Source organism: Streptomyces sp. NPDC030814 (assembly GCF_055572155.1).
In genome coordinates this window covers 369124-390830 of the sequence record NZ_JBVIDX010000004.1, presented here as the reverse complement: position 1 = coordinate 390830, position 21707 = coordinate 369124, and the positions used below count along the sequence as shown (strand labels likewise).

Here is a 21707-nt window from a genome sequence, read left to right as displayed (position 1 = left end):
CCCTGTCACCGCCCGCCGTGACCGCTCTACCATCGGCTTATCCGTAGCAGGCTCCCCTCCGTTTCTGCCCGACGGCTCGTCAGCATGCCGAGCCACAAGCCCTACGGAGCATCGGGGGATGCACATGAACAGCGTTCCGCAGCACCTGCTCAGTGAGGACCGCCAGGAGTACGAGCGGATCCTCGGCGAGGCGCTGCGCTCCGCACCGTACCGCCCGGAATTCGCCGCCGGCCTGCAGCGGCTCAACCCCGAACAACTACGCACCATGGCTCTCAACGCCACGGCCATCATCACGGCGGCCGCGGCGGCCGAGTACGAGTACTACGTCAAGGCCCGCGACGAACTGCGCAATCCGCCACCGGCCCGCACAGCGTCCGGAGGCACGGCGTCCGGCTCCACGGAGCCCGACGGGACGGCGGTCGGCCTCGTGGCCGCCATGGGTGAGGTCGGCGATGCCGCCGGAGCCGGCGCGGGCGCCGTGGCCGCCGTGCTCGCCCCCGTCCTCGCCGGAACCGCCGCGGTGATCTTCCTGCTCGTCGGCTACATCATGAAGGTGCTCGAGCCCGAGCGGGCGATCGCCGAGACCCTGATCACCACCGGATGGGTCTTCGGCGCGATCACGGCGGCGGCGATCCTCGTGGCCGCGGTCGGCCTCCTGATCACCGCCCTGCGCAACGGCTCCACCGCCCTGGAGGACCGTGGAGCACGCGACGAACTGATCGAAGAGGTGGCCCGCGCCAAGGAGGCCTGGCGTGAGGCCCTCCTGCAGCGCGGCATCCTGCCCTTCCTCCGGGACGCCCTCGCCCACCCGGACCCGGCGGTGCTGGGCGAAAGGGACCGGCCGACCCCACCCAGCCGCATGCCGCATCTCGGCTACAACCGACCCAACTTCACCAGCCCCGGCAGCGGCTCGTCCGGTTCCCGCCCCAGCTTCACCAGCCCGGACTTCAGCAGCCCGGACTTCGGCGGCCCCGAGCACCAGCCGGAGTGACGCGTCGGGACCGAGCCGCCGCCCGGTGCCCACCGGGGCCGGCGGCCGCCCGACGCCCGGCCTGACCACCCGTGATGAGGGCGACCGGCCGTGCTGCCGCGGTCGGCCGACCGGCACGGTCACGCACCGGCCCGCCGGCTCCACGCGTGTGCGGACACACGCACAGGACGGCCTGCCCGCCGGCTCACCGACCCGCCCAGCAGCGGCAGTCCCCGGGCCGTAACCCGGGGAAGCCCAGCGAAGGGCGGCGCAACAGCAGCCGGCGATCAGGGCCGGCCCTCTTCGGCAGACCGGCCCCCGGTCGCGCACACGTCCTGTCCGCCGACGGGCACCTCAGTCAGCGAGCGGCAGATAGACCCGGTTGCCCGCCTGCGCGAACTCCCTGGACTTCTGCGCCATGCCGTCCTCGATCTCGGCCCGGGAAGCGCCGTGTTCGCGGCGGATGTCCTGGGAGATCTTCATCGAGCAGAACTTCGGTCCGCACATGGAGCAGAAGTGAGCCGTCTTGGCCGGCTCCGCGGGCAGCGTCTCGTCGTGGAACTCACGGGCCGTGTCGGGGTCGAGGGCCAGGTTGAACTGGTCCTCCCAACGAAACTCGAAGCGGGCGTCCGACAACGCGTCGTCCCACTCCTGTGCGCCCGGGTGTCCCTTGGCCAGGTCCGCCGCATGGGCCGCGATCTTGTAGGTGATGACGCCGGTCTTGACGTCGTCACGGTTCGGCAGACCCAAGTGCTCCTTCGGCGTCACGTAGCAGAGCATCGCGGTACCCCACCACGCGATCATCGCAGCGCCGATGCCTGAGGTGATGTGGTCGTAGGCCGGCGCGACGTCCGTGGTCAGCGGGCCGAGGGTGTAGAACGGAGCCTCCTCGCAGATCTCCTGCTGAAGGTCGATGTTCTCCTTGATCTTGTGCATCGGGACATGTCCCGGGCCCTCGATCATGGTCTGCACGTCGAACCGCTTCGCGATGCGGTTGAGTTCCCCGAGCGTGCGCAACTCCGCGAACTGCGCCTCGTCGTTGGCGTCCGCGATCGAGCCGGGCCGCAGACCGTCGCCGAGCGAGTACGTGACGTCGTACGCGGCGAGGATCTCGCACAGTTCCTCGAAGTTCTCGTAGAGGAACGACTCCTTGTGGTGCGCCAGGCACCAGGCGGCCATGATCGAGCCGCCGCGCGAGACGATGCCGGTCTTGCGGTTGGCGGTGAGCGGTACGTACGCCAGGCGGACGCCCGCGTGGACCGTCATGTAGTCCACGCCCTGCTCGGCCTGCTCGATGACCGTGTCCTTGTAGATCTCCCAGGTCAGTTCCTCGGCCTTGCCGTCGACCTTTTCCAGGGCCTGGTACAGCGGCACCGTGCCGATGGGAACCGGGGAGTTGCGCAGTACCCACTCACGGGTGGTGTGGATGTTCCGTCCCGTCGACAGATCCATGACCGTGTCGGCGCCCCACCGGGTCGCCCAGGTCATCTTCTCCACCTCCTCCTCGATGGAGGAGGTGACCGCCGAATTGCCGATGTTGGCGTTGACCTTCACCAGGAACCGCTTGCCGATGATCATCGGCTCGATCTCCGGGTGGTTCACATTCGCCGGCAACACCGCTCGGCCCGCCGCGATCTCCTCGCGGACGACCTCGGGCGAGACGTTCTCGCGTACCGCCACGAACTCCATCTCGGGGGTGATCTCCCCGCGTCGCGCATACGCGAGTTGCGTCACGGCCCGGCCGTCACGGCTACGGCGCGGCTGGCGCGGCCGGCCCGGGAACACCGCGTCGAGATTGCGCAGCCCTCCGCGCGGTGACGTGTGCTTGATCCCGTCGTCCTCGGGACGGACGGGACGACCCGTGTATTCCTCGGTGTCGCCCCGGGCGATGATCCAGTTCTCGCGGAGAGGGGTGAGCCCCCTCCTGACATCGGTCTCCACGGTCGGATCTGTGTACGGGCCGGAGGTGTCGTACAGGGTGACGGACTGGCCGTTGGTGAGGTGCACCTGCCGGACCGGCACCCGTAGATCGGGGCGCGAGCCCTCGATGTACGCCTTGTGCCAGCCGATGGACTTGCCGCTCTCCACAGGCTGTTCACCCTGAGGATTTCCGCCCCGAGGTGAGGCATTTGCCCCGTCTGTCTGGCTGGAGGCAGACGTGCGTGTGTCCTCGATGGTCATGAGACCTACTCCCTACGCCGGCATTACCCGGTAACAGGTTCAGCGGTCGACGCAGCGATTTCCGCCCGCCGATGTTCCACGTGAAACATCGCGTCTGCGGAGGTCAGCGCCCTCTCAGCCCGGTGCTCCGAGCTCCCGCGTGTGCAAAGGTGTCTCCACGCTAGCGTCAGATGTGGCGCGGTGAACAGTGGGCCTCGCTCGTTCTTGCGATGATCGGTCGGTGACCACGATGCAGCAGCCTCCGCCTCCACCCTCCGAGCCGCCCCACGGCCATGGCCCCGGAAACGGGCACGGCCATGGCTCCGGCGGAGGTCATGGGTATGGCTCCGGAGGCGGCCACGGCCCCGGCGACGGACACGGCCAAGGCCCGTTCTCAGGGGGCGGCCACGGCCATTCCCACAGCCACGGTCCGGCCGCACCTGTCTCACAACACCTGCGCAAGGTGATCGCAGCGGTGCTGATCCCCTTCGCCACCGCGGTCCTCGTGGGCCTCGTCGTCCTGTGGCCGGGCGGCGCCCCGCCACACGAGCGCACCGGTGTGGGCTTCGACCGCCAGACACAGTCGGCCACCGTCACCAAGGTCGAAGAGGTCGACTGCTCCTCGGTGAACGCCTCGGGCGTCCCACCCACCGGTGACACATCCACCGCCGAGGGCTCGTCCGCCCAGCAGCAGGCGAAGGGCACCTGCAAGAAGGCGACGGTGCGAGTGGACACCGGCAAGGACAAGGGCCGTACGTTCACGGAGATCGTCCAGCCCGACCAGTCGCGGCAGTTGAAGCAGGGGCAGGAGGTCGTGGTCGCCTACGAGCCGGCCGCGCCCAAGGATCTGCAGTACTCGGTCACCGATGTGAACCGTAAGTTCCCGATGGCGCTGCTGGCGGGGATCTTCGCTGTCGCCGTCGTGGTGGTGGGCCGCATGCGCGGTGTCATGGCGCTGGTGGCCCTGGCCATCAGCTTCCTGGTGTTGACCTTCTTCATCCTCCCGGCCATTCTGCAGGGCTCGAACCCTCTGGTGGTGGCGGTGGTCGGGGCGAGCGCCATCATGCTGATCGCGCTCTATATGTGCCATGGCCTCTCGGCCCGCACCTCGGTCGCGGTGATCGGCACACTGATCTCGCTGCTGCTGATCGGTCTGCTGGGTTCGCTGTTCATCGACTGGGCCTCTCTGACCGGAAACACGGATGACAACACCGGCCTGATCCACGGTCTCTACCCCGAGATCGACATGAGCGGCCTGCTGCTCGCGGGCGTCATCATCGGTTCCCTCGGTGTCCTCGACGATGTGACGGTCACCCAGACCTCGGCGGTCTGGGAGCTGCACGAGGCCAATCCGGCGATGGGCTGGCGCGGGCTGTACCGCGCGGGCATCCGCATCGGCCGCGACCACATTGCCTCGGTCGTCAACACGCTTGTGCTCGCCTACGCCGGTGCCGCCCTGCCGCTGCTGCTGCTCTTCTCGATCGCGCAGAGCAGCGTCGGAACGGTCGCCAACAGCGAGTTGGTCGCCGAGGAGATCGTGCGCACCCTCGTCGGATCGATCGGTCTCGTCGCCTCCGTGCCGGTGACCACGGCGCTGGCCGCGCTCGTCGTCTCGGCCGACCGACCGAGCACCCCCGCGACGGCCTCCGCGGCAACCGCGACCGCTCCGGCACGTGGGGGGAGGGGACGCCGCCGCAAGCGCTGAAGCGTTACGGCACGTGGGTGAGGTGCGGCTCAGCCCGCACTCTGCTCCTCCGCCAGGATGCGGTCCAGAGCCTCGTCGAGCAGGGTGTCGAAGTCGGCGAGGGAACGCTCCTGCCCGAGCGGCACGAGCTTGTCCGTGCGGTCCAGGAAAGCCACCAGCGGCGCCGTGCCGACCCGGAACAACGCCTGGTCGCTGCCCACCTGAAGCCGGATCAACACTTCACCGAACGTCTCCGGATCGGCGGGCGCGATGTGCACATCCCCGTCCCCGCACGGCCGGCCCACGCCATCGATGAGCAGCTCCCTACCGAAGGCCCAGGTCACCGGAGCATCGCCGGGCAGATGAAAGGTCAGCCGCACGGCATAGGGATCACAGGTCTCGTAGCGCAGCTCCACCGGGATGCGGAAGGAGAGCTCCTCCGACACGAGGAAGCTCATCATGACTTCTGCCTGTACCGACTCGCGCATCGCCTACCCCGCCATGTTGGTCGACTGGCCAGGAAACATCCGCCTGACGCTCCTGGAAGTTTGCTGAAAGTACACGGGAGATCACAAGGAGTGATTTTTCAGATGCTGATAGAGATCGCGAGTGTCCTTAGTAGCTTTCCGATCTCCGTCTGCAACTGATGCGCCGCGGGCAGCAGCCGGTCGGCCTGGTGCACGGGAAGCGAGATGGCCAGGGTCGCGGCGGTCGTCCCCGCGGTGATGGGAATCGCGGCGCAGACCGTCCCCAGGGCGTATTCCTGGCGTTCGACGACGGGTTCCATCCGTCCGATCCGGTCCAGGCGCCGCAGCAGCGTCTCTTGGTCACGCACTGTGTACGGCGTGATCGACTGTACGGGGTAGCGTTCCAGATGGTCGCGGCGGGCCTCGTCGCCGAGCTGGGACAACAGGCACTGGCCGATGGCGTGGGCGTGTCCGGTCTCGCGGAAGTCGGCCCACTCCTCGACGGCCGGGGCGCTGGGGCTGTCGGCGACGCACTTGACCTCGATCTCGCCGTCCCGGTAGATCGCGAAGTACACCGGGGCGCCGATGACGTCACGCCAGTGCGCCAGGGCCTCGTCGACCGTGCTGCGACGTTTCTGCTGCGCTCCGCTGCTGCTCAGCCTTTCCGCGGCCTCACCGAGAAAGAACAGCCCCCCCGCCCGGCGCAGATAGCCCTCGTGCACCAGGGTGCGCAGCAGGTGGTATGCGGTGGGCAGGGCCAGGCCGGCGTCTCGCGCCAACTGCTTGGCCGGCGCCCCGTGCTCTCTCTCGGCGACGGCGTCCAGCAGCCGCATCGCCCGCTGCACAGAGCCGATGAGGGTCCCTGACTGGGACTCGGGCACGGCCGGCGGGGGTGCAGGGGACGGGATGCGCGCTCCTCGCCCCGACCGATGCGCTGAATGCGGCGGTGCGGGTGCCGGGTCCGCCCGTGGCACGGGCATCGGTGTCGGCACCGTCTGCCGATCCGCGGCAGGGGGTGCCGTGGGGCTGGCGGTGTCCTCGCCCGGCGATGTGCGCGGCTGGGTCGGAGGCGCGGCGGGCTTCGAGGGGATGGCGCGCGGTTGCGACGGGGCTGTACGCGGCTGTGATGACGCGGTGGGCGGTTCGGCGGTGCGTGGCTGTCCGGTGGTGCCCGCCAGTGGTGCTGATCGAGGGCCCGGTTGTGTGGGTGGGACGGCGCCCGGTGTGGACAGGGAGCGCGGCCGGGCCGGTGGGAAGAGGGGTTCTGTGGGTGCGGTGTCAGCCGTGGCCAAAGGTCACTCCTGAAGCGGGAGGAGGGCCGCCCGTGCCGGGGACGACGGGAGGGGATGTGCCGCCCGCGGGGCCGAGCCCGCGACGAGTTCCCGGACTCTAGCCGCCCCCCACCGCTCGCAGACGGCCCCGACGGGAAACTTCCCTCTGGCGAGGGAACCTCACGTTCCTGTTACCGCCGCGCCCTGACCAGCCTCACTCACTCACGCCTCAGCGGTATCCCCGGGCTGACGGGTCACCAGTCACTACGCGATGACGAGTTCGCCGTGAACTTCCGTACGACATAGATGAGTCCGCCGACCAGTGCCACGAAGACCAGCACCTTGAAGAGCAGGCCGAAGACGACCTGGAGGACGCTGGCTATCAGTCCGCCGAACACGACCAGGGCGATGACGGGCACCGCGATCCACTTCACCCACCACGGCATTCCCGCGAAGATCTCCCGCATCGCCTTGCTCCTTGTCTCCGCCCGTGACCCTCGTCCGGGCACTGGTTCCGGGTCCATTCATGTCCTGCCATCGATGCTAGGGGCGCGCAAGGGGCGTTCGGGGGCTTCGCGCCCCTTGTCCGTCCCTGATCGTTCCCCTAGGGAACCCTGAAGCGGAGCTCAGCCCTCCGGCGGAGAGAAGACCACCACGACCCGCAGGTCCTCGGTGATGTGGTGGAACTTGTGAGCGACCCCGGCGGGCACGTACACCACACTGCCCCGCGCCACCTGCGTGGTCTCCATGCCGACCGTGAGTGAGGCCCGACCGCTCACGACGAGGTACACCTCGTCCTGGCGGTGCGGCCGCTGCGGGTCGAGCTGGCCCGCATCGAGCGCGTACAGACCGACCGACATGTTCCGCTCGCGCAGGAACTGCAGATAGGCGCCGTCATGGGCGGCACGCTCAGCCTCCAATTCATCCAAACGGAATGCCTTCATCGACTTTGTCGCCCCTGCCCGGTGCTCGTACCGATCCGTTCTGCCACGATCAGACACATGATGAATTTCCTAGTCAAGACGATCGCCAACGCGGGCGCCCTGGCCGTCGCCGTCTGGCTGCTCGACAAGATCACGCTCACCGGGGACAGCACCGGTAAGAAAGTCGGCACACTGCTGCTGGTGGCGCTCGTCTTCGGCCTGGTGAACGCCGTGGTGAAGCCGCTCGTCCAGCTCCTCACGCTGCCCCTGTTCATAGTCACCCTGGGCCTGTTCACCCTGGTGGTGAACGCCCTGATGCTGCTGCTCACCTCGTGGCTGGCCGACAAGCTCGACCTGAGTTTCCACGTGGAGGGCTTCTGGACCGCCGTCCTGGGCGGCCTGATCATCTCGATCGTCTCCTGGGCGCTCCACCTCGTCCTGCCCGACGCCGACTGAGGCCATGAGATGACCTACCGCGTCTGCTTTGTCTGCACCGGCAACATCTGCCGCTCACCGATGGCCGAGTCCGTCTTCCGCGCCCGCCTGGAAGAGGCCGGGCTCCACGGCCTGGTCGAGGTCGACAGCGCGGGCACCGGCGGATGGCACGAGGGCGAACCGGCCGACCCGCGTACCGTCAGCGTCCTTCAGGCCAACGGTTACGCCGGCGATCACACCGCGCGCCAGTTCCACGCCTCGTGGTTCTCCCGGCTCGACCTCGTCATCGCCCTCGACGCCGGTCACTCGAAGGCGCTGCGCCGCCTCGCACCCACCGCGGCGGACGCGGACAAGGTGCGCCTTCTGCGCTCCTACGATCCCGGCGCGGGAGACGAGCTCGACGTTCCCGACCCGTACTACGGGGGCATGGACGGCTTCGAGGAGTGCCTTGAGCTGGTGGAGGCCGCGAGCGAGGGCCTTCTGACCGCCGTACGCGAGCAGGTGGAAGGACATGCCGCATGAGCGAGGAGATCCCCGTTCCGGAGCTGGGCGAGGGCACCCGAGCCGTCCGCGTCGGGCTGCCCGAACCCGTCAAGCATGAGCCGACCCTCCCAGGTCCGGTCTTCGCCGCCCATTACCACCTGCCGGGCGACCCCACCGGCCCGTACGCCTACGGGCGCGACCAGAACCCCACCTGGACGCTCCTGGAGCGCGCCATCGGCGAACTGGAGGCGCCTGGCCAGGAGGAGGTCGAGACGCTCGCCTTCGCCTCGGGAATGGCCGCCATCTCGGCGGTCCTCTTCTCCCAGCTGCGCTCGGGCGACGTCCTCGTCCTGCCGAGCGACGGCTACAACGTCCTGCCCCTGGCCGGTGAGCAGCTGCGGTCGTACGGCGTCGAGGTGCGCAGCGCCCCGACCGGCGGTGACGCCCAGCTCGACGCCCTCGACGGCGCCAAGCTGCTGTGGGTGGAGACGCCGTCCAATCCGGGGCTCGACGTGTGCGACGTCCGCCAGCTCTGCGAGGCGGCACACGCGCGTGGCTGTCTGGTCGCCGTCGACAACACCCTGGCGACGCCGCTGGGGCAGCGGCCGCTGGAGCTGGGTGCGGACTTCGCGGTGGCCAGCGGTACCAAGCAGCTGACCGGGCACGGGGATGTACTGCTCGGTTACGTCGTCGGACGCGACGCCGGTCTGATGGCAGCGGTTCGGCGCTGGCGCAAGATCGTCGGAGCGATCCCCGGGCCGATGGAAGCCTGGCTCGCGCACCGTTCTCTCGCCACGCTCCAGCTGCGGGCCGACCGGCAGAGCACCAATGCCCTGGCCGTCGCCCAGGCGCTGAAGGCCCGTCCCGAGGTGACCGGGCTTCGTTATCCGGGGCTGCCGGACGATCCGTCCCACAAGATCGCCGCGCAGCAGATGCGGCGCTACGGATGCGTCGTCTCGTTCTCGTTGCCCACGCGTGCGCGTGCAGACCGCTTCCTCGAGGCGCTCCGTCTCGTGGACGACGCCACAAGCTTCGGCGGGGTGCGGTCCACCGCCGAGCGGCGCGGGCGGTGGGGCGGAGACGCGGTGCCGGAAGGCTTCATCCGGTTCTCAGCCGGTGCGGAGGACACCGACGACCTGGTGGCGGATGTCCTGCGCGCCCTCGCCGTGGCCACCGGCTGATATCCCCCACGTACGGCGGACGGTCCGAGCCTCCCCCCTCGTGGCTCGGACCGTCCCGGTTCCACGCGCGAAGAACCGCGCGACCAAGGCTAGTTGACTCTGTGTCAGTGTCCAATCACAGGAGCGACAGAGACCTATCGACTTATTTATAGTTGGGCGCTCCGGGGCGGCGAAGGGGCGACCATGGATCTGGCCTTACTGCGTACGTTCGTGACCGTGCACCGGGCCGGTTCGTTCACCCGTGCCGCCGCGCTGCTCGGTCTCTCGCAGCCGGCCGTCACCTCGCAGATCCGCACCCTGGAACGGCAGCTGGGCCGCCCTCTGTTCCTGCGCCAGGCCCGGGGTGTGACGCCGACGACCATCGGCGACGAACTCGCCCACAAGGCGGCTCCCCATCTCGACGCGCTGATGGAGATCGCCGAGACGGGCGTCGACGACGATTCCTCCTTGGGCACACTCCACCTCGCCGGTCCCCCGGAATTCACCGCAGAACGCATTCTGCCCGCCCTCACGGAACTGATCGACGACGACGGCCAGGGTCTCGCCCTGCGGGTGTCCTTCGGGAACGCCGACGAGACGCTGGAGGGTCTCGCCGCCGGCCACCACGACCTGGCCGTCACCACCGCGCAGCCGCGCGGCGCCCTGCTCACCGCGACCCCCCTGTGCGACGAGGAACATGTGCTGGTCGCCGCCCCTCGCTGGGCCGAGCGCATCGGCCCCGGCAAGCTGCACCCCAAGGAGCCGCATCTGCTGGAGGGCCTTCCGGTCATCGAGGTGCACGAGTCGCTACCGTTCCTGACGCGCTACTGGTCCTCGGTCTTCGACTCCCGGCCCGTCGTCTCCGGGACCGTGATCGTCCCGGATCTTCGCGCGGTCCTGGCCTGTGCGATCTCCGGGGGAGGCCTGGCCGTGCTGCCCCGCTACCTCTGCGCCGCCGCCCTGGTGCGCGGTGACGTCGTGGCGCTCCTCGATCCGGCGGTGCCGCCGCTGCGGACCTACTTCCTGGTGATCCGTACCGGCACCCAGGCCGTGCCGCATATCGCACGGGCCCACGAGTGGCTGCTGCGCACAGCGGGGGACTGGTCTTGAGGCAGAGCGTGCCTCGGTCCTGAGGCATCGCGTGACTTCATGGCCTGAACCAGCACCTGTCTTCCTGGCCCTGTGACGGAGGTCGAGCGCCGACACGCGTCATTTCCGTGGTCGGGCGATGTTTCACGTGGAACATGGCGGGCCACATTTCTCCCATGACCGTCCGACCCGTGGTCAAACGCACCGCCCGCGCCATCCTGCTCGACGGCGACGACCTGATCCTGATCAAGCGGACCAAGCCGGGTGTCGATCCCTACTGGCTCACACCGGGTGGCGGGGTCGAGCCGGAGGACACGACCGTCGTCGACGCGCTCCACCGCGAGGTGCACGAGGAACTCGGCGCCAAGATCACCGATGTTGTGCCCTGCTTCGTGGACACAGTCGAGCACATCGGCGAGGACGGCGGCGCCACAGGGGTCAAGGTCCAGCACTTCTTCGTGTGCCGCCTGGAGTCCATGGACACGTCGAAGCGGCATGGTCCCGAGGTGGACGAGCCGCAGGGCGAGTACGAGATCGTGCGTGTGCCCTTCACACGGGTCGGGATCGCCTCTGTTCACCTCGTCCCGCTGTCCTTGCGGCACTACCTGGACGGGAACATCGAGGGCGTCCGCGCGATGCACGCACCTGACCTGGGCTGACGGACAGCTGCCGCTGTCCGCCGCTTGCCTGGGCCGGCCTCCGGCTCAGTCGCCGGTGGCCACCAGTTCCTCCACCGAGTCATGGCGAATGCGTTCCGACGGGACGCCCACGCCTCTGAGCGCGTCCACACCGCTGCGGATCATCCCGGGCGGGCCGGAGAGGTACGCGTCGTACTCGGTCCACGGTCCGTATTCGCGTATGGCGTCAGGCAGCTGGAGCAGCCCGTGCCGGTCGACCACCGGGCGGACCTTGAGCCAGGGGTTGCTCTGCTGCAGTCGCAGGAGGGCTTCTACGTCGTAGAGGTCCTGGTCGCTGCGGGCTCCGTAGAAGACCTCTGCCGGGCGGTGCCGACCGCGTTCGGCGACGTCCTCGATCATCGCCTTGATGGGCGCTATGCCAGTACCGCCGCCCAGGCAGAGCAGTCCCCTCTCGCTGCTGTGGTCGACGGTCATGGCACCGGCCGGGGGGCCGAGCCGTATGACGTCGCCGCGGCGGGCACGGTGCACGAGCGCGTTGGAGACCCAGCCCGCCGGGACCGCTTTCACATGGAACGCCAGCAATCCGTCCGAGCGAGGCGCCGAGGCGAAGGAGTAGTGCCGCCAGATCCGCGGCCACCAGGGAGTCTCCAGGCTGGCGTACTGCCCGGCGAGGAAGGGATACGGCTGGTTCGGCCGGACGGTGATGATCGCTATGTCGGGGGTTCTCAGCTCGTGCGAGACGACCTCGGCGAGCCACCAGGGCGGGGAACGCAGTTCGTCCGCGGCCGCCGCGTCGATCATCACCTGGGAGATCGTGGTGTACGTCCGGACCCAAGCGGCCTCGGTCTCGTCGTCCCAGGTCGTGGGAGCGTAACGGCTCAGCGCACCGATCAGGCACTCCCCGACCGCCGGGTAGTGCTCGGGCCGCGTGCCGTACTTGCGGTGGCCTCGACCGAGGTTCTGCAGGTAGTCGACGAGGACGGGGGTGTTGTCGATGTGCTCGGCCGCGGTGAGCAGCGCCTTGAGCAGACGGTCCCGCTGGGCGTCCATCGCCGGGGGAAAAAGGGATCGCAGGTCCGGATGCCGGACGAAGAGAAGTGCGTAGAAGTACGAGGTGACCTTGTCGGCGACGGGGCCGATCTCGGCCATGGTCCGCTGGATGAGCACAGCGTCGGGGGAGGCCTCGGGTGTGCGGTCCGCGCGCTGGGGGGGCACGCGGGCCTCGAACAAGGGCTGCTCGGAGCCATGCTCCTCGCCGAGGGCAGCCAGTGAGGGCGGGGACGGAGGAGGGCTGGACGGCAGGTCCTGGAACGGGGGTATGCGCTCCTGGGCAGCATCGCCCCTGGCCTGCTGCCCGGTCGACGGCTCCTTAGAGCGGCCCACGGGACGCAGCCCGGCGAGGCGGTTGCCCTCGACTTCCTGGTCCCCGCCGGGGGATGGCTGTGTGCGCGGTGTGAACCAGCCGCCTCCGTCACTGTCCCCCGCAGTGCCGTTATCGGCCGACGTGGTGGTGGTCGGAGCGTCCATGGTGTGCCTCGCCTCGAGCATCTTTCGGTCGATCTGCGCACTTCCCCAACCGGAAGTCGCAAGTTTCCCCCGCGGACGGCCTTGCTTTCCCCGTTACGTTCCCCCTCGGCCAATGCGGCCACATTTAACCGGGCTTCCCGCACCGTACGGACAAGTAGGCGCGAGTGTGATGTGGGCCGCAGCATTACGTGGCAGCGTTCCACAGCACACCAACGCCCCCGTTCCACAACGGTGAACGCGGGTCTTCGATCTCTCTGTCCGGTTAGGCTGCATTGGACTGTGTTCGTACCCACAGGATGAGACGGCTACATCTCGCTTCGGACACGAACCGGACTCGACCCTACCGGCACGTGCGTCACATACAAGTCCCCCCTTGTCCCATCGGGAATTCAACAGGGGCGAACCAGTGATTTCTCAATTACCGGGCGCGGCGCACCAATTCATAGGCATCCCACAGATCCTGACCCGTTAGGAGTGCGTGGCGAGCTCGGCCAGGTGCTGATCCGCATCAACGGCGGCCGGGACCGGCACCGCGTCGAAAAGTGCCGCGTCGGACAGCGAGTCACCGTATGCGACGCAATCGGCGCGGGTCAGTCCGCATCGCGCGCAGAGGCGATCCGCAATCACGCCCTGGCCGCCGGGGTGAGGATGCCCGCCGGGTTCACGGGCTCGGTGCAGGGCGCCCGAGGAAAGAGCGAGCCGTACGCCGCATGCGCACCCCACGCCATGAGCCGCTCCACGAAGAACGAGGGCGAGAGGGAGATGACGGCGCAGCACTCCCCCGTTCCCGGGTCTCGGACCAGGTGTCGCGGATGCACAGGAGCCAGGCGCCGCTTCGAAGGCAGCGGCGACATGCATCTCGGTGAGCCCGGCCCACAGTCCATGGACTCGCTGAGCGTACGACCGTGAATCCACACGCCGGCCCGCGAAGTCCCGTTCGAGCTCGACGATCTCCGCCTCCAGGCCGAGCTGTCGGGAGATCTCCACGGGCGCCGCCGTTCGGTGCAGCAGGTGCCGTCCAGATCGAGCAGGTGCAGCCGGGTCACCGGGGCCGAGGCTAGAGCCTGCTCGGGTGTGCCTGCGCGCGGCTGTTTCACGTGAAACATCTGTCCGCGCGCTGTGCGGTTGTGGGCAGGATGGCCAAAAGCGCGTACGTCTGTCGGCAAAGCGGTGGACGCCAGGGGGCCGTGTCGGACAGCCTGGCCCGCGTGCCGACACCTTCCCCCGCTGCTCTGCCCATCCGTCGTCTGACGCCGCGCGATCTGACCGCCTGCGCCGACTTGTCCGAGGATCGGGGGTGGCCCCGCGAAGAGCACAAGTGGGGGCTGCTTCTGGCGGCAGGGACCGGATACGGCATCGACGATCCCGAGGGTGGGCTCGTCACCGCCTGTGTGGTGACCGAGTACGGGACGCCGGGCGGCACGGAGCTTGGGGCGATCGGCATGGTGCTGGTGGCCGAGCGGCACGCCCGACAGGGCATCGGTCGCCGTCTGATGCGCCATGTCATCGCCAGGTCCGGGACTACTCCCCTGACGCTGCACGCAACCCCCAACGGGCAGCCGCTCTATGAGGAGCTGGGGTTCAAGGTCACGGGACGGGCCGAGATGGTCCGCGGGCACTTCTCCGGCGACGGACTCGATCCCGTTGTCACCACCCGACCGGCCACCGCCGAGGACCTCACGACTATCGTCCGGCTCGACGAGGAAGTCTTCGGCACGGACCGCACTCACATCCTCACCCGGCTCCCCGCCTTCGCCGATCAGATCCGCGTCGCCGAGGAGGACGGCAGGATCATCGGCTATGCGGCGGCCTGGCCCAACATGGACACCCATGTCGTCGGCCCGCTGATCGCCCGGGACACACCGACAGCGAAGGCACTGATCGCCTCCCTGGCCGCCCGCACCGAGCTCCCCTTGCGCACGGACATCGACGTACGCCACGAGGACCTGCTGGCATGGGTGAAGGAGCGTGGGCTGGAGTCGGTCGCGTTCAACGCGGTGATGACGCATGGGATCCCCGAACTGCCGGGGGACTGGTCCCGGCGGTACGCTCCGCTGACCGTTGCGGCGGGCTGAGGGCCGAGCCGGACGGACAGGGCGGCCCAGGGCGGTCAGCGCCGCACAGCCGTCCGCTGGTCGGCCAGGCCCCCTCCCGCAACGACGGGGCTCGACACGCTTTCCTTGCGTTCCAGAGCCGCCGAGAGGAACGCCGGCACAAGGGCGCTCACCGCGAGGGCGGCCCCGACCCAGTTGGGTGACGTGTAGCCGAGGCCCGCGTCGATGACGAGGCCGCCGAGCCAGGCGGCGAGCGCGTTGCCCAGGTTGAAGGCACCGATGTTCACGGCCGAGGCCAGGGCGGGCGCGCCATGTGCCTGGTCGAGGACGCGCTTCCGCAGCGATGGCACGGTGGCGAAGCCCAGGGCGCCGACCAGCGTGAGGGTGACGGTCGCGGCGACCTGGTCGTACGCGGTGGCGGTGAAGAGCGCCAGGTGGGCCGAGAGCAGGTTCCTCACGGCGAAGAGGCCCATCAGCAGCATGAGCATCCAGACGTCTGGGAGGCCGGCCTCGAACTCCTGGCAGAGGCCCGCCCCACCCGCGACGCCGCCCTGCGTGAGGCACTGGATGAGGCGGCGAAGAACGCTGAGCTGGCACCTCTGGTACGCGTTGTGGAGTCGCTGAACGCACCTGCGTAGGGTGCGGGCATGGGAGATCTTGAGATTCGCTCCGCGGCCAAGGACGACGTCGCCGAGATAGTCGCCATGCTCGCCGATGATCCGCTGGGCGCTCAGCGTGAGTCGCCCGATGATCTGACGCCGTACCTCGCGGCCCTGGAGCGACTGAGCGGCGAACCCAACCAGCACCTGAAGGTCGCCGTCCGCGACGGCCGCGTCGTCGGCACCCTCCAGCTGACGATCGTCCCCGGTCTCTCCCGGCGCGGCTCCACCCGGTCGATCATCGAGGGAGTTCGCGTCCACGCGGATGAGCGCGGCAGCGGTCTCGGTACCCAACTCATCGAGTGGGCCATCGCCGAATCACGACGCCAGGCATGCCAGTTGGTTCAGCTGACGTCCGACGTCACCCGCGCCGACGCCCACCGCTTCTACGAACGGCTCGGCTTCAAGGCCACCCATGTGGGCTTCAAGCTCCCGCTCTGAGCACACCGGCGATGCGCAGAGGGTCCTGTTTCACGTGAAACATCACGCGAGACAGGAAACCCACGCTCTGTCGACGACTATGCGATCCCGCGCCACCCGTCGGGATCCACTCCACCGGGCACCGGAGCGCCCTCCTCGTACGGCTGACGTGTAAACACGAACGAGCCGATGTCCAGGTGACTCACGCGCTTGTCGGGGCCCCGTACGGCCTGGAGGAGCTCTCCGGCGAAGTATCCGTTGAGACCGGTCCAGCTACCGTCGGGGCTACGCCGGAAGCGAGCGCTGCGCCCCGTGCTGGACAGCGGCTCCAGCGACATGACTCCGTCAGCCATGAGTCGCAGTACGAAGCTGTACGTCCCCCAGTACCAGGGCCCCACCAGCTCGAGAGCCGAACGGTCGACCTCGGGCATCGGACGCCACGGTGCGGGAATGCGCGGCTCGGCCTCCGCCACGATGCGAACCAGATCGGCGGCCACCTCCGACACCACCGGCCCGGATGTGCAGTTGGCCAGCACCACGGCCGCGACATCGTCCTCGACGCTGATGGTCAGCTGCGCGAGGAATCCGGGTACCGATCCTCCATGGCCGACGAGCAACCGGCCCTCCCGGTCCTGGATCTGCATGCCGAGGCCGTACGCCGAGCCGGCCGACACATCGGCGGCCTCACCCGGTGCCGCGGCCGGCGCCCGCATTTCCTGAACCGACTCCGCGCTCAACACCCGGTCGTCACCCTTGGCCAAGAAGACGGCGAAACGCGCCAAGTCCTCTGCCGTCGACCAGAGTTGGCCTGCGGGCCCCATCCTCCCCAGGTCCTCGACCCGCTCCGGCATCATGACGTCGGCCCAGGGGTGCACGGCCCAGCCACCGGCGTGCGGCGCCTGCGGGTACCACGTCGTACGGCCGAGACCCAGCGGTTCGAGCACCTCGCGTCGCAGGACCTCCTCCCAGGAGGCGCCCCTCACCTGCTCGACCAGGGCGCCGAGGAGGGTGAAACCGGGGTTGGAGTAGTGGAAGCGGCGGCCGACGGGAAGCCGGTGCGGCTGTTCGCCCAGCACATCGGCGAGTTCCGGGCGCAGGGAACCAGGGGTCCGTTCCCACCAGGGGGAGGGCGTCTCGGCCGCCAGCCCGCCCGTGTGGGCGAGCAGTTGGGCGATCGTGGCCTCCCCCGCCCCCGTGCCGGGCAGATGCTTCTCCAGCGGATCGCCGAGATCCAACAGGCCCTCGTCCCGCAGCCGCAGGACCAGGACAGCTGTGAAGGTCTTGGTGATCGAGCCGATCCGGTACTGCACGTTCGCGTTCGGCGCATGCCCGTCCACGGAGGTCCGCCCCCCGTTCCACACCGTCCTTCCATCCCGCACCACCGCGGCCACCAATGACGGCGCCCGTCCCTCGGCCTGAGCGACAGCGATACGGTGCAGCAAAGCCCGGCGGGTAGCGGGAAGCAGCTCTTCCAGAGGTTCTGTCATGGGCCCAGTCCACCTGGCCCGGCGACGCACGTCGAGCACTTTTCCTTCCGGACGGCCGACGGGCCGGATCAGGTCTGCGCCATGTCCACGAAGCGTGAGTAGTGCCCCTGGAAGGCCACGGTGATCGTCGCCGTGGGACCGTTACGGTGCTTGCCCACGATGATGTCCGCCTCGCCGGCGCGCGGCGACTCCTTCTCATAGGCGTCCTCGCGGTGCAGCAGGATGACCATGTCGGCGTCCTGCTCGATGGAACCGGATTCACGCAGGTCGGAGACCATCGGCTTCTTGTCCGTGCGCTGCTCGGGACCACGGTTGAGCTGAGACAGCGCGATGACCGGCAGCTCCAGCTCCTTGGCCAGCAGCTTCAGGTTTCGCGACATGTCCGAGACTTCCTGCTGACGGCTCTCGGACCGTTTGCCGGACTGCATCAGCTGCAGATAGTCGATGATGACGAGCTTCAGGTCGTTGCGCTGCTTCAGACGTCGGCACTTGGCGCGGATCTCCATCATCGACAGGTTCGGGGAGTCGTCGATGTAGAGCGGCGCGGCCGAGACGTCAGGCATCCGGCGGGCCAGCCGGGTCCAGTCCTCGTCGGTCATCGTGCCGGAACGCATGTGATGCAGGGCCACGCGCGCCTCCGCGGAAAGCAGACGCATCGCAATCTCGTTGCGGCCCATTTCGAGCGAGAAGATCACGCTCGGCAGGTTGTTCTTGATGGAGGCGGCCCGTGCGAAGTCCAGCGCCAGCGTGGACTTACCCATGGCGGGACGGGCCGCGATGATGATCATCTGGCCGGGGTGCAGACCGTTGGTGAGCTGATCGAGGTCCGTGAACCCGGTCGGCACACCGGTCATCTCCCCCGACCGCGAACCGATCGCCTCGATCTCGTCGAGCGCCCCCTCCATGATGTCGCCGAGCGGCAGATAGTCCTCGGTGGTGCGCTGTTCGGTGACCGCGAAGATCTCCGCCTGGGCTCTGTTGACGATCTCGTCGACGTCGTCGTCGGCCGCGTATCCCATCTGCGTGATGCGGGTGCCGGCCTCGACCAGACGGCGCAGGACCGCGCGCTCGTGGACGATCTCCGCGTAGTACTCCGCGTTCGCCGCCGTCGGCACCGTCTGGACCAGGGTGTGCAGATAGGAGGCGCCACCGACCTTGGTGATCTCACCGCGCTTGGTGAGCTCGGCGGCAATGGTGATCGGGTCGGCCGGCTCACCCTTGGCGTAGACGTCGAGGATCGCCTGATAGATGGTCTCGTGGGCCGGCTTGTAGAAGTCGGCTCCCTTGAGGATCTCCACGACGTCAGCGATGGCGTCCTTGGACAGCAGCATGCCGCCGAGGACCGACTGCTCCGCGTCGAGGTCCTGCGGTGGCACGCGCTCGAAGGCCGAACCCCCGGCGTCCCACTCCCCGTTGTCCCGGCCGCGGTCGTGTTGATCGTCCCGTCCCCGGCCGCCGTCGTGGCGTCGTCGGGAGGCAGGCAGACGATCACTGGGTCCGCTGTCGGCCCACGGGTCGTCCAGGGGCTCGGAAATGCTCACCGAGCGACCTCCTCCCGTCCGCCGAGCGGACCTCGCCGTGCTTCTCAGTTCTACGGCACGACACTGACAAATGAGAGGCCCAACTCCGGTTACGGCACGTCGGATTTGCGGGGTTTCCGCGGTGTACCGAGGGAGTGGGCGCCGCACCACCGTAGGCCCGCGGGCACCGTCAGCCAATCTGGTTATCCACAGGCCATGTGGACGACGCCCCAGATGCTGTGGAGAACTCCCCGAAACCTGTGCACGACTCGGTGGACAGCCCTGTGAACAAGCCCTCCCCTCACCCGATAGAGCCGCACCGACCTGCACGTTTACCGTCCACCGGCTGTGCAGAAGAAAAACTTCCCCAACCGGATCAAGATCATCACGATCAGTGCACGGCGGCGCACTCAACCCAGCTCGATGTAATAGCCGCAACCTGCTTGCATCTCTTACCTGTGGAAGATTAGATTGATGCTCATGACACAGGCTCCAGCGACCCCCAAGGCCGACCGCCGGCGCCACGACCGGGAGATCGTCGCGCTGGCCGTTCCGGCCTTCGGCGCCCTCGTCGCCGAGCCTCTCTTCCTCATGGTCGACACCGCCATCGTCGGCCATCTCGGCACGGCGCAACTGGCCGGTCTCGGCGTCGCCTCGGCCCTCCTCGTCACGACGGTGAGCGTCTTCGTCTTCCTGGCGTACGCCACCACCGCGGCCGTCGCCCGACGGGTCGGAGCCGGCGATCTCAGAGCAGCCATCCGTCAAGGCATGGACGGCATCTGGCTCGCTCTGCTGCTCGGTGCCGTCGTTGTCACGGCCGTGGTGCCCACGGCGCCGGCCCTGGTCACGCTCTTCGGCTCGTCGGAGACAGCGGCTCCCCACGCCACGGCCTATTTGCGGATCTCGGCACTCGGCATCCCGGCCATGCTCATCGTGCTCGCCGCCACGGGTGTCCTCCGGGGCCTCCAGGACACCAAGACACCTCTGTATGTGGCCGTCGGCGGCTTCGTCGCCAACGGTGCTCTCAACGCGGGACTCGTCTACGGCGCCGGCCTAGGGATAGCCGGTTCCGCCTGGGGCACGGTCATCGCCCAGTTCGGTATGGCAGCCCTATACCTCTGGGTCGTGGTCCGTGGAGCACTCCGACACGGCGCTTCACTCAGGCCGGACGCGGTCGGCATACGGGCTTCCGCCCAGGCGGGTGCACCCCTGCTGGTCCGTACCCTCTCCCTGCGCGCCATCCTGATGATCGCCACCGCGGTAGCCGCCCGACTCGGCGACGAGGACATCGCCGCGCACCAGATCATTCTGTCGCTCTGGAGCCTGCTCGCCTTCGCCCTGGACGCAATAGCCATCGCCGGGCAAGCCATCATCGGGCGGTATCTGGGAGCCGGTGACGCTCAGGGCGCCCGCGAGGCCTGCCGCCGCATGGTGCAGTGGGGGATCGCCACGGGTGGCGTTCTCGGGCTCCTGGTGGTCATGGCCCGTCCTCTGCTCATCCCGCTCTTCACAGGGGATCCAGTGGTCCAGGACGCCGCGCTGCCCGCCCTGATCGTGGTGGCACTCTCCCAGCCGATCTCCGGCATCGTCTTCGTGCTCGACGGTGTGCTGATGGGCGCGGGGGACGGGCCCTATCTGGCCCGGGCCATGCTGGTGACCCTCGCGGTCTTCGCGCCTGCCGCTCTGCTCGTCCCGACCTTCAACGGCGGCCTGACCGCACTGTGGGGTGCCATGGCACTGATGATGACGACCCGCATGCTGACCCTGTGGCTTCGTTCCCGGTCGGGACGCTGGATCGTCACCGGCGCCACCCGCTGAGAGCTGATCCTCGTTTCACGTGAAACGTCGCCCGGTTCACGCTGTTTCACGTGGAACACCACCTGGAGCCAACGCCCCCACTTGGGAACTCAGCACTGCGCCATGCGTGTGGGGCCGCGCCCTTCACAGGCGCGGCCCCACACGGTGCCTTATCGCACGCAGCGCTTAGGCCGCGATGACCTCGATGTTGACCTTGGCGGCAACCTCGGGGTGCAGACGCACGGACGTCTCGTGAGAGCCCAGCGTCTTGATCGGAGCAGCCAGCTCGATGCGGCGCTTGTCGACCTCGGGGCCACCGGAAGCCTTGATCGCGGAAGCGATGTCGGCCGGGGTGACGGAACCGAAGAGACGACCGGCGTCGCCGGAGCGGACAGCCAGACGGACCTTGACGGCCTCGAGCTGGCCCTTGACCTGGTTGGCCTGCTCGATGGTCTGGATCTCGTGGATCTTGCGAGCACGACGGATCTGCTCGACGTCCTTCTCGCCGCCCTTGGTCCAGCGGATCGCGAACTTCCGCGGAATCAGGTAGTTGCGAGCGTAGCCGTCCTTGACGTCGACGACGTCGCCGGCAGCGCCGAGGCCGGAGACCTCGTGGGTAAGGATGATCTTCATGAGTCTGTCACCCTTCCTTTAGCGCGCGGTGGACGTGTAGGGCAGCAGCGCCATCTCACGGCTGTTCTTGACGGCCGTGGCGACGTCACGCTGGTGCTGCGTGCAGTTGCCGGTCACGCGGCGGGCACGGATCTTGCCGCGGTCGGAAATGAACTTCCGCAGCATGTTCGTGTCCTTGTAGTCCACGTACGTGACCTTGTCCTTGCAGAAAGCGCAGACCTTCTTCTTCGGCTTGCGCACAGGCGGCTTCGCCATGGTGTTTCTCCTGTGTGATCAAGAAGTGTGGGGTACGGCCCCCGCCCTCGACCGACGGGCCGGTGATCCGGCCCG

20 protein-coding genes and 3 pseudogenes are annotated in these 21707 nt (G+C 68.5%); 11 read left to right on the top strand and 12 right to left on the bottom strand.

All coding sequences use genetic code 11. From position 1 onward, the window contains the following. The first annotated feature begins 118 nt into the window (after positions 1–118). Positions 119–991 carry a hypothetical protein gene (locus tag ACZ43N_RS11980; protein WP_468096921.1) on the top strand — a complete coding sequence of 291 codons (873 nt, stop codon included), beginning with the start codon at positions 119–121 and terminating at the stop codon, positions 989–991. Between the two features lie 333 nt (positions 992–1324). Here the strand turns inward: ACZ43N_RS11980 and thiC are convergent, their stop codons facing one another. Next, positions 1325–3151 (bottom strand): phosphomethylpyrimidine synthase ThiC, encoded by a 1827-nt coding sequence (thiC, locus tag ACZ43N_RS11975; RefSeq protein ID WP_468096920.1) that lies wholly within the window; start codon positions 3149–3151, stop codon positions 1325–1327. Positions 3152–3371: 220 nt separating this feature from the next. Here thiC and ACZ43N_RS11970 point away from each other — a divergent pair, with 220 nt between their 5' ends. After that, the gene (locus ACZ43N_RS11970) at positions 3372–4835 is read left to right on the top strand and encodes a YibE/F family protein (RefSeq protein WP_468096919.1); all 1464 of its coding nucleotides are present in this window, start codon (positions 3372–3374) and stop codon (positions 4833–4835) included. Positions 4836–4864: 29 nt separating this feature from the next. Here the strand turns inward: ACZ43N_RS11970 and ACZ43N_RS11965 are convergent, their stop codons facing one another. The 4 genes from ACZ43N_RS11965 to ACZ43N_RS11950 all read right to left on the bottom strand — a co-directional run bounded on the left by ACZ43N_RS11965 (position 4865) and on the right by ACZ43N_RS11950 (position 7496). Further along, positions 4865–5302, bottom strand: a complete 438-nt coding sequence (locus tag ACZ43N_RS11965; RefSeq protein ID WP_055520475.1) for an SsgA family sporulation/cell division regulator — start codon at positions 5300–5302, stop codon at positions 4865–4867. Between the two features lie 98 nt (positions 5303–5400). Beyond that, entirely contained in the window at positions 5401–6126 is a 726-nt protein-coding gene (locus ACZ43N_RS11960) for an IclR family transcriptional regulator (RefSeq protein WP_468097084.1), read from the bottom strand. Between the two features lie 680 nt (positions 6127–6806). After that, positions 6807–7019 carry a DUF5326 family protein gene (locus ACZ43N_RS11955; protein WP_468096917.1) on the bottom strand — a complete coding sequence of 71 codons (213 nt, stop codon included), beginning with the start codon at positions 7017–7019 and terminating at the stop codon, positions 6807–6809. A 159-nt stretch (positions 7020–7178) separates the two neighbouring features. After that, entirely contained in the window at positions 7179–7496 is a 318-nt protein-coding gene (locus ACZ43N_RS11950; RefSeq protein ID WP_468096916.1) for a cupin domain-containing protein, read from the bottom strand. Positions 7497–7553: 57 nt separating this feature from the next. On the opposite strand from ACZ43N_RS11950, the gene ACZ43N_RS11945 reads away from it, so the two are divergent. The 5 genes from ACZ43N_RS11945 (at position 7554) to ACZ43N_RS11925 (ending at position 11301) form a co-directional block, all read left to right on the top strand. Beyond that, the gene (locus tag ACZ43N_RS11945; protein WP_468073895.1) at positions 7554–7931 is read left to right on the top strand and encodes a phage holin family protein; all 378 of its coding nucleotides are present in this window, start codon (positions 7554–7556) and stop codon (positions 7929–7931) included. A 9-nt stretch (positions 7932–7940) separates the two neighbouring features. Beyond that, the gene (locus ACZ43N_RS11940) at positions 7941–8432 is read left to right on the top strand and encodes a low molecular weight protein-tyrosine-phosphatase (protein ID WP_468096914.1); all 492 of its coding nucleotides are present in this window, start codon (positions 7941–7943) and stop codon (positions 8430–8432) included. Continuing rightward, positions 8429–9574 carry a cystathionine gamma-lyase gene (locus ACZ43N_RS11935; protein ID WP_468096912.1) on the top strand — a complete coding sequence of 382 codons (1146 nt, stop codon included), beginning with the start codon at positions 8429–8431 and terminating at the stop codon, positions 9572–9574. The genes ACZ43N_RS11940 and ACZ43N_RS11935 overlap by 4 nt, the downstream gene beginning before the upstream one ends. Before the next feature lie 183 nt (positions 9575–9757). After that, positions 9758–10663 (top strand): LysR family transcriptional regulator, encoded by a 906-nt coding sequence (locus ACZ43N_RS11930; protein WP_468096911.1) that lies wholly within the window; start codon positions 9758–9760, stop codon positions 10661–10663. Positions 10664–10818: 155 nt separating this feature from the next. Then, on the top strand, positions 10819–11301 hold the full coding sequence (locus ACZ43N_RS11925; protein ID WP_468096909.1) for an NUDIX domain-containing protein: 483 nt from the start codon (positions 10819–10821) through the stop codon (positions 11299–11301). A 45-nt stretch (positions 11302–11346) separates the two neighbouring features. On the opposite strand, the gene ACZ43N_RS11920 is transcribed toward ACZ43N_RS11925, so the two are convergent. Both ACZ43N_RS11920 and ACZ43N_RS11915 read right to left on the bottom strand, forming a co-directional pair. Further along, entirely contained in the window at positions 11347–12807 is a 1461-nt protein-coding gene (locus ACZ43N_RS11920; RefSeq protein WP_468096908.1) for a globin domain-containing protein, read from the bottom strand. A 418-nt stretch (positions 12808–13225) separates the two neighbouring features. After that, positions 13226–13853 (bottom strand): annotated as a pseudogene (locus ACZ43N_RS11915) (HAD family hydrolase). A 162-nt stretch (positions 13854–14015) separates the two neighbouring features. On the opposite strand from ACZ43N_RS11915, the gene ACZ43N_RS11910 reads away from it, so the two are divergent. Beyond that, the gene (locus ACZ43N_RS11910) at positions 14016–14882 is read left to right on the top strand and encodes a GNAT family N-acetyltransferase (protein WP_468096906.1); all 867 of its coding nucleotides are present in this window, start codon (positions 14016–14018) and stop codon (positions 14880–14882) included. Positions 14883–14917: 35 nt separating this feature from the next. Here the strand turns inward: ACZ43N_RS11910 and ACZ43N_RS11905 are convergent. Then, positions 14918–15340 (bottom strand): annotated as a pseudogene (locus ACZ43N_RS11905) (MFS transporter); the annotation flags it as partial. A gap of 6 nt (positions 15341–15346) precedes the next feature. On the opposite strand from ACZ43N_RS11905, the pseudogene ACZ43N_RS11900 reads away from it, so the two are divergent. Both ACZ43N_RS11900 and ACZ43N_RS11895 read left to right on the top strand, forming a co-directional pair. Beyond that, positions 15347–15499 (top strand): annotated as a pseudogene (locus ACZ43N_RS11900) (MarR family transcriptional regulator); the annotation flags it as partial. Positions 15500–15508: 9 nt separating this feature from the next. Continuing rightward, entirely contained in the window at positions 15509–15961 is a 453-nt protein-coding gene (locus tag ACZ43N_RS11895) for a GNAT family N-acetyltransferase (protein ID WP_468096905.1), read from the top strand. Between the two features lie 77 nt (positions 15962–16038). Here the strand turns inward: ACZ43N_RS11895 and ACZ43N_RS11890 are convergent, their stop codons facing one another. Next, positions 16039–17427: a serine hydrolase domain-containing protein gene (locus tag ACZ43N_RS11890; RefSeq protein ID WP_468096904.1), complete on the bottom strand. Its 1389-nt coding sequence runs from the start codon at positions 17425–17427 to the stop codon at positions 16039–16041. A gap of 68 nt (positions 17428–17495) precedes the next feature. After that, on the bottom strand, positions 17496–18968 hold the full coding sequence (gene dnaB / locus ACZ43N_RS11885; RefSeq protein ID WP_468096903.1) for a replicative DNA helicase: 1473 nt from the start codon (positions 18966–18968) through the stop codon (positions 17496–17498). A 459-nt stretch (positions 18969–19427) separates the two neighbouring features. Between dnaB and ACZ43N_RS11880 the strand changes: the two genes are divergently transcribed. Beyond that, positions 19428–20765 (top strand): MATE family efflux transporter, encoded by a 1338-nt coding sequence (locus tag ACZ43N_RS11880; protein WP_468096902.1) that lies wholly within the window; start codon positions 19428–19430, stop codon positions 20763–20765. A 165-nt stretch (positions 20766–20930) separates the two neighbouring features. Here the strand turns inward: ACZ43N_RS11880 and rplI are convergent, their stop codons facing one another. Beyond that, entirely contained in the window at positions 20931–21377 is a 447-nt protein-coding gene (gene rplI, locus ACZ43N_RS11875; RefSeq protein ID WP_055537166.1) for a 50S ribosomal protein L9, read from the bottom strand. Between the two features lie 18 nt (positions 21378–21395). Then, entirely contained in the window at positions 21396–21632 is a 237-nt protein-coding gene (gene rpsR, locus ACZ43N_RS11870; protein ID WP_003949403.1) for a 30S ribosomal protein S18, read from the bottom strand. Positions 21633–21707 lie beyond the last annotated feature (75 nt).

What these genes read in the sequence shown, in the direction of transcription:
- ACZ43N_RS11980 (WP_468096921.1), top strand. Translation starts at nt 119, where the DNA reads ATGCACATGAACAGCGTTCCGCAGCACCTGCTCAGTGAGGACCGCCAG.
- thiC (WP_468096920.1), bottom strand. Translation starts at nt 3,151, where the DNA reads ATGACCATCGAGGACACACGCACGTCTGCCTCCAGCCAGACAGACGGG.
- ACZ43N_RS11965 (WP_055520475.1), bottom strand. Translation starts at nt 5,302, where the DNA reads ATGCGCGAGTCGGTACAGGCAGAAGTCATGATGAGCTTCCTCGTGTCG.
- ACZ43N_RS11955 (WP_468096917.1), bottom strand. Translation starts at nt 7,019, where the DNA reads ATGCGGGAGATCTTCGCGGGAATGCCGTGGTGGGTGAAGTGGATCGCG.
- ACZ43N_RS11950 (WP_468096916.1), bottom strand. Translation starts at nt 7,496, where the DNA reads ATGAAGGCATTCCGTTTGGATGAATTGGAGGCTGAGCGTGCCGCCCAT.
- ACZ43N_RS11945 (WP_468073895.1), top strand. Translation starts at nt 7,554, where the DNA reads ATGATGAATTTCCTAGTCAAGACGATCGCCAACGCGGGCGCCCTGGCC.
- ACZ43N_RS11940 (WP_468096914.1), top strand. Translation starts at nt 7,941, where the DNA reads ATGACCTACCGCGTCTGCTTTGTCTGCACCGGCAACATCTGCCGCTCA.
- ACZ43N_RS11935 (WP_468096912.1), top strand. Translation starts at nt 8,429, where the DNA reads ATGAGCGAGGAGATCCCCGTTCCGGAGCTGGGCGAGGGCACCCGAGCC.
- ACZ43N_RS11930 (WP_468096911.1), top strand. Translation starts at nt 9,758, where the DNA reads ATGGATCTGGCCTTACTGCGTACGTTCGTGACCGTGCACCGGGCCGGT.
- ACZ43N_RS11925 (WP_468096909.1), top strand. Translation starts at nt 10,819, where the DNA reads ATGACCGTCCGACCCGTGGTCAAACGCACCGCCCGCGCCATCCTGCTC.
- ACZ43N_RS11920 (WP_468096908.1), bottom strand. Translation starts at nt 12,807, where the DNA reads ATGGACGCTCCGACCACCACCACGTCGGCCGATAACGGCACTGCGGGG.
- ACZ43N_RS11895 (WP_468096905.1), top strand. Translation starts at nt 15,509, where the DNA reads ATGGGAGATCTTGAGATTCGCTCCGCGGCCAAGGACGACGTCGCCGAG.
- ACZ43N_RS11890 (WP_468096904.1), bottom strand. Translation starts at nt 17,427, where the DNA reads ATGACAGAACCTCTGGAAGAGCTGCTTCCCGCTACCCGCCGGGCTTTG.
- ACZ43N_RS11880 (WP_468096902.1), top strand. Translation starts at nt 19,428, where the DNA reads ATGACACAGGCTCCAGCGACCCCCAAGGCCGACCGCCGGCGCCACGAC.
- rplI (WP_055537166.1), bottom strand. Translation starts at nt 21,377, where the DNA reads ATGAAGATCATCCTTACCCACGAGGTCTCCGGCCTCGGCGCTGCCGGC.
- rpsR (WP_003949403.1), bottom strand. Translation starts at nt 21,632, where the DNA reads ATGGCGAAGCCGCCTGTGCGCAAGCCGAAGAAGAAGGTCTGCGCTTTC.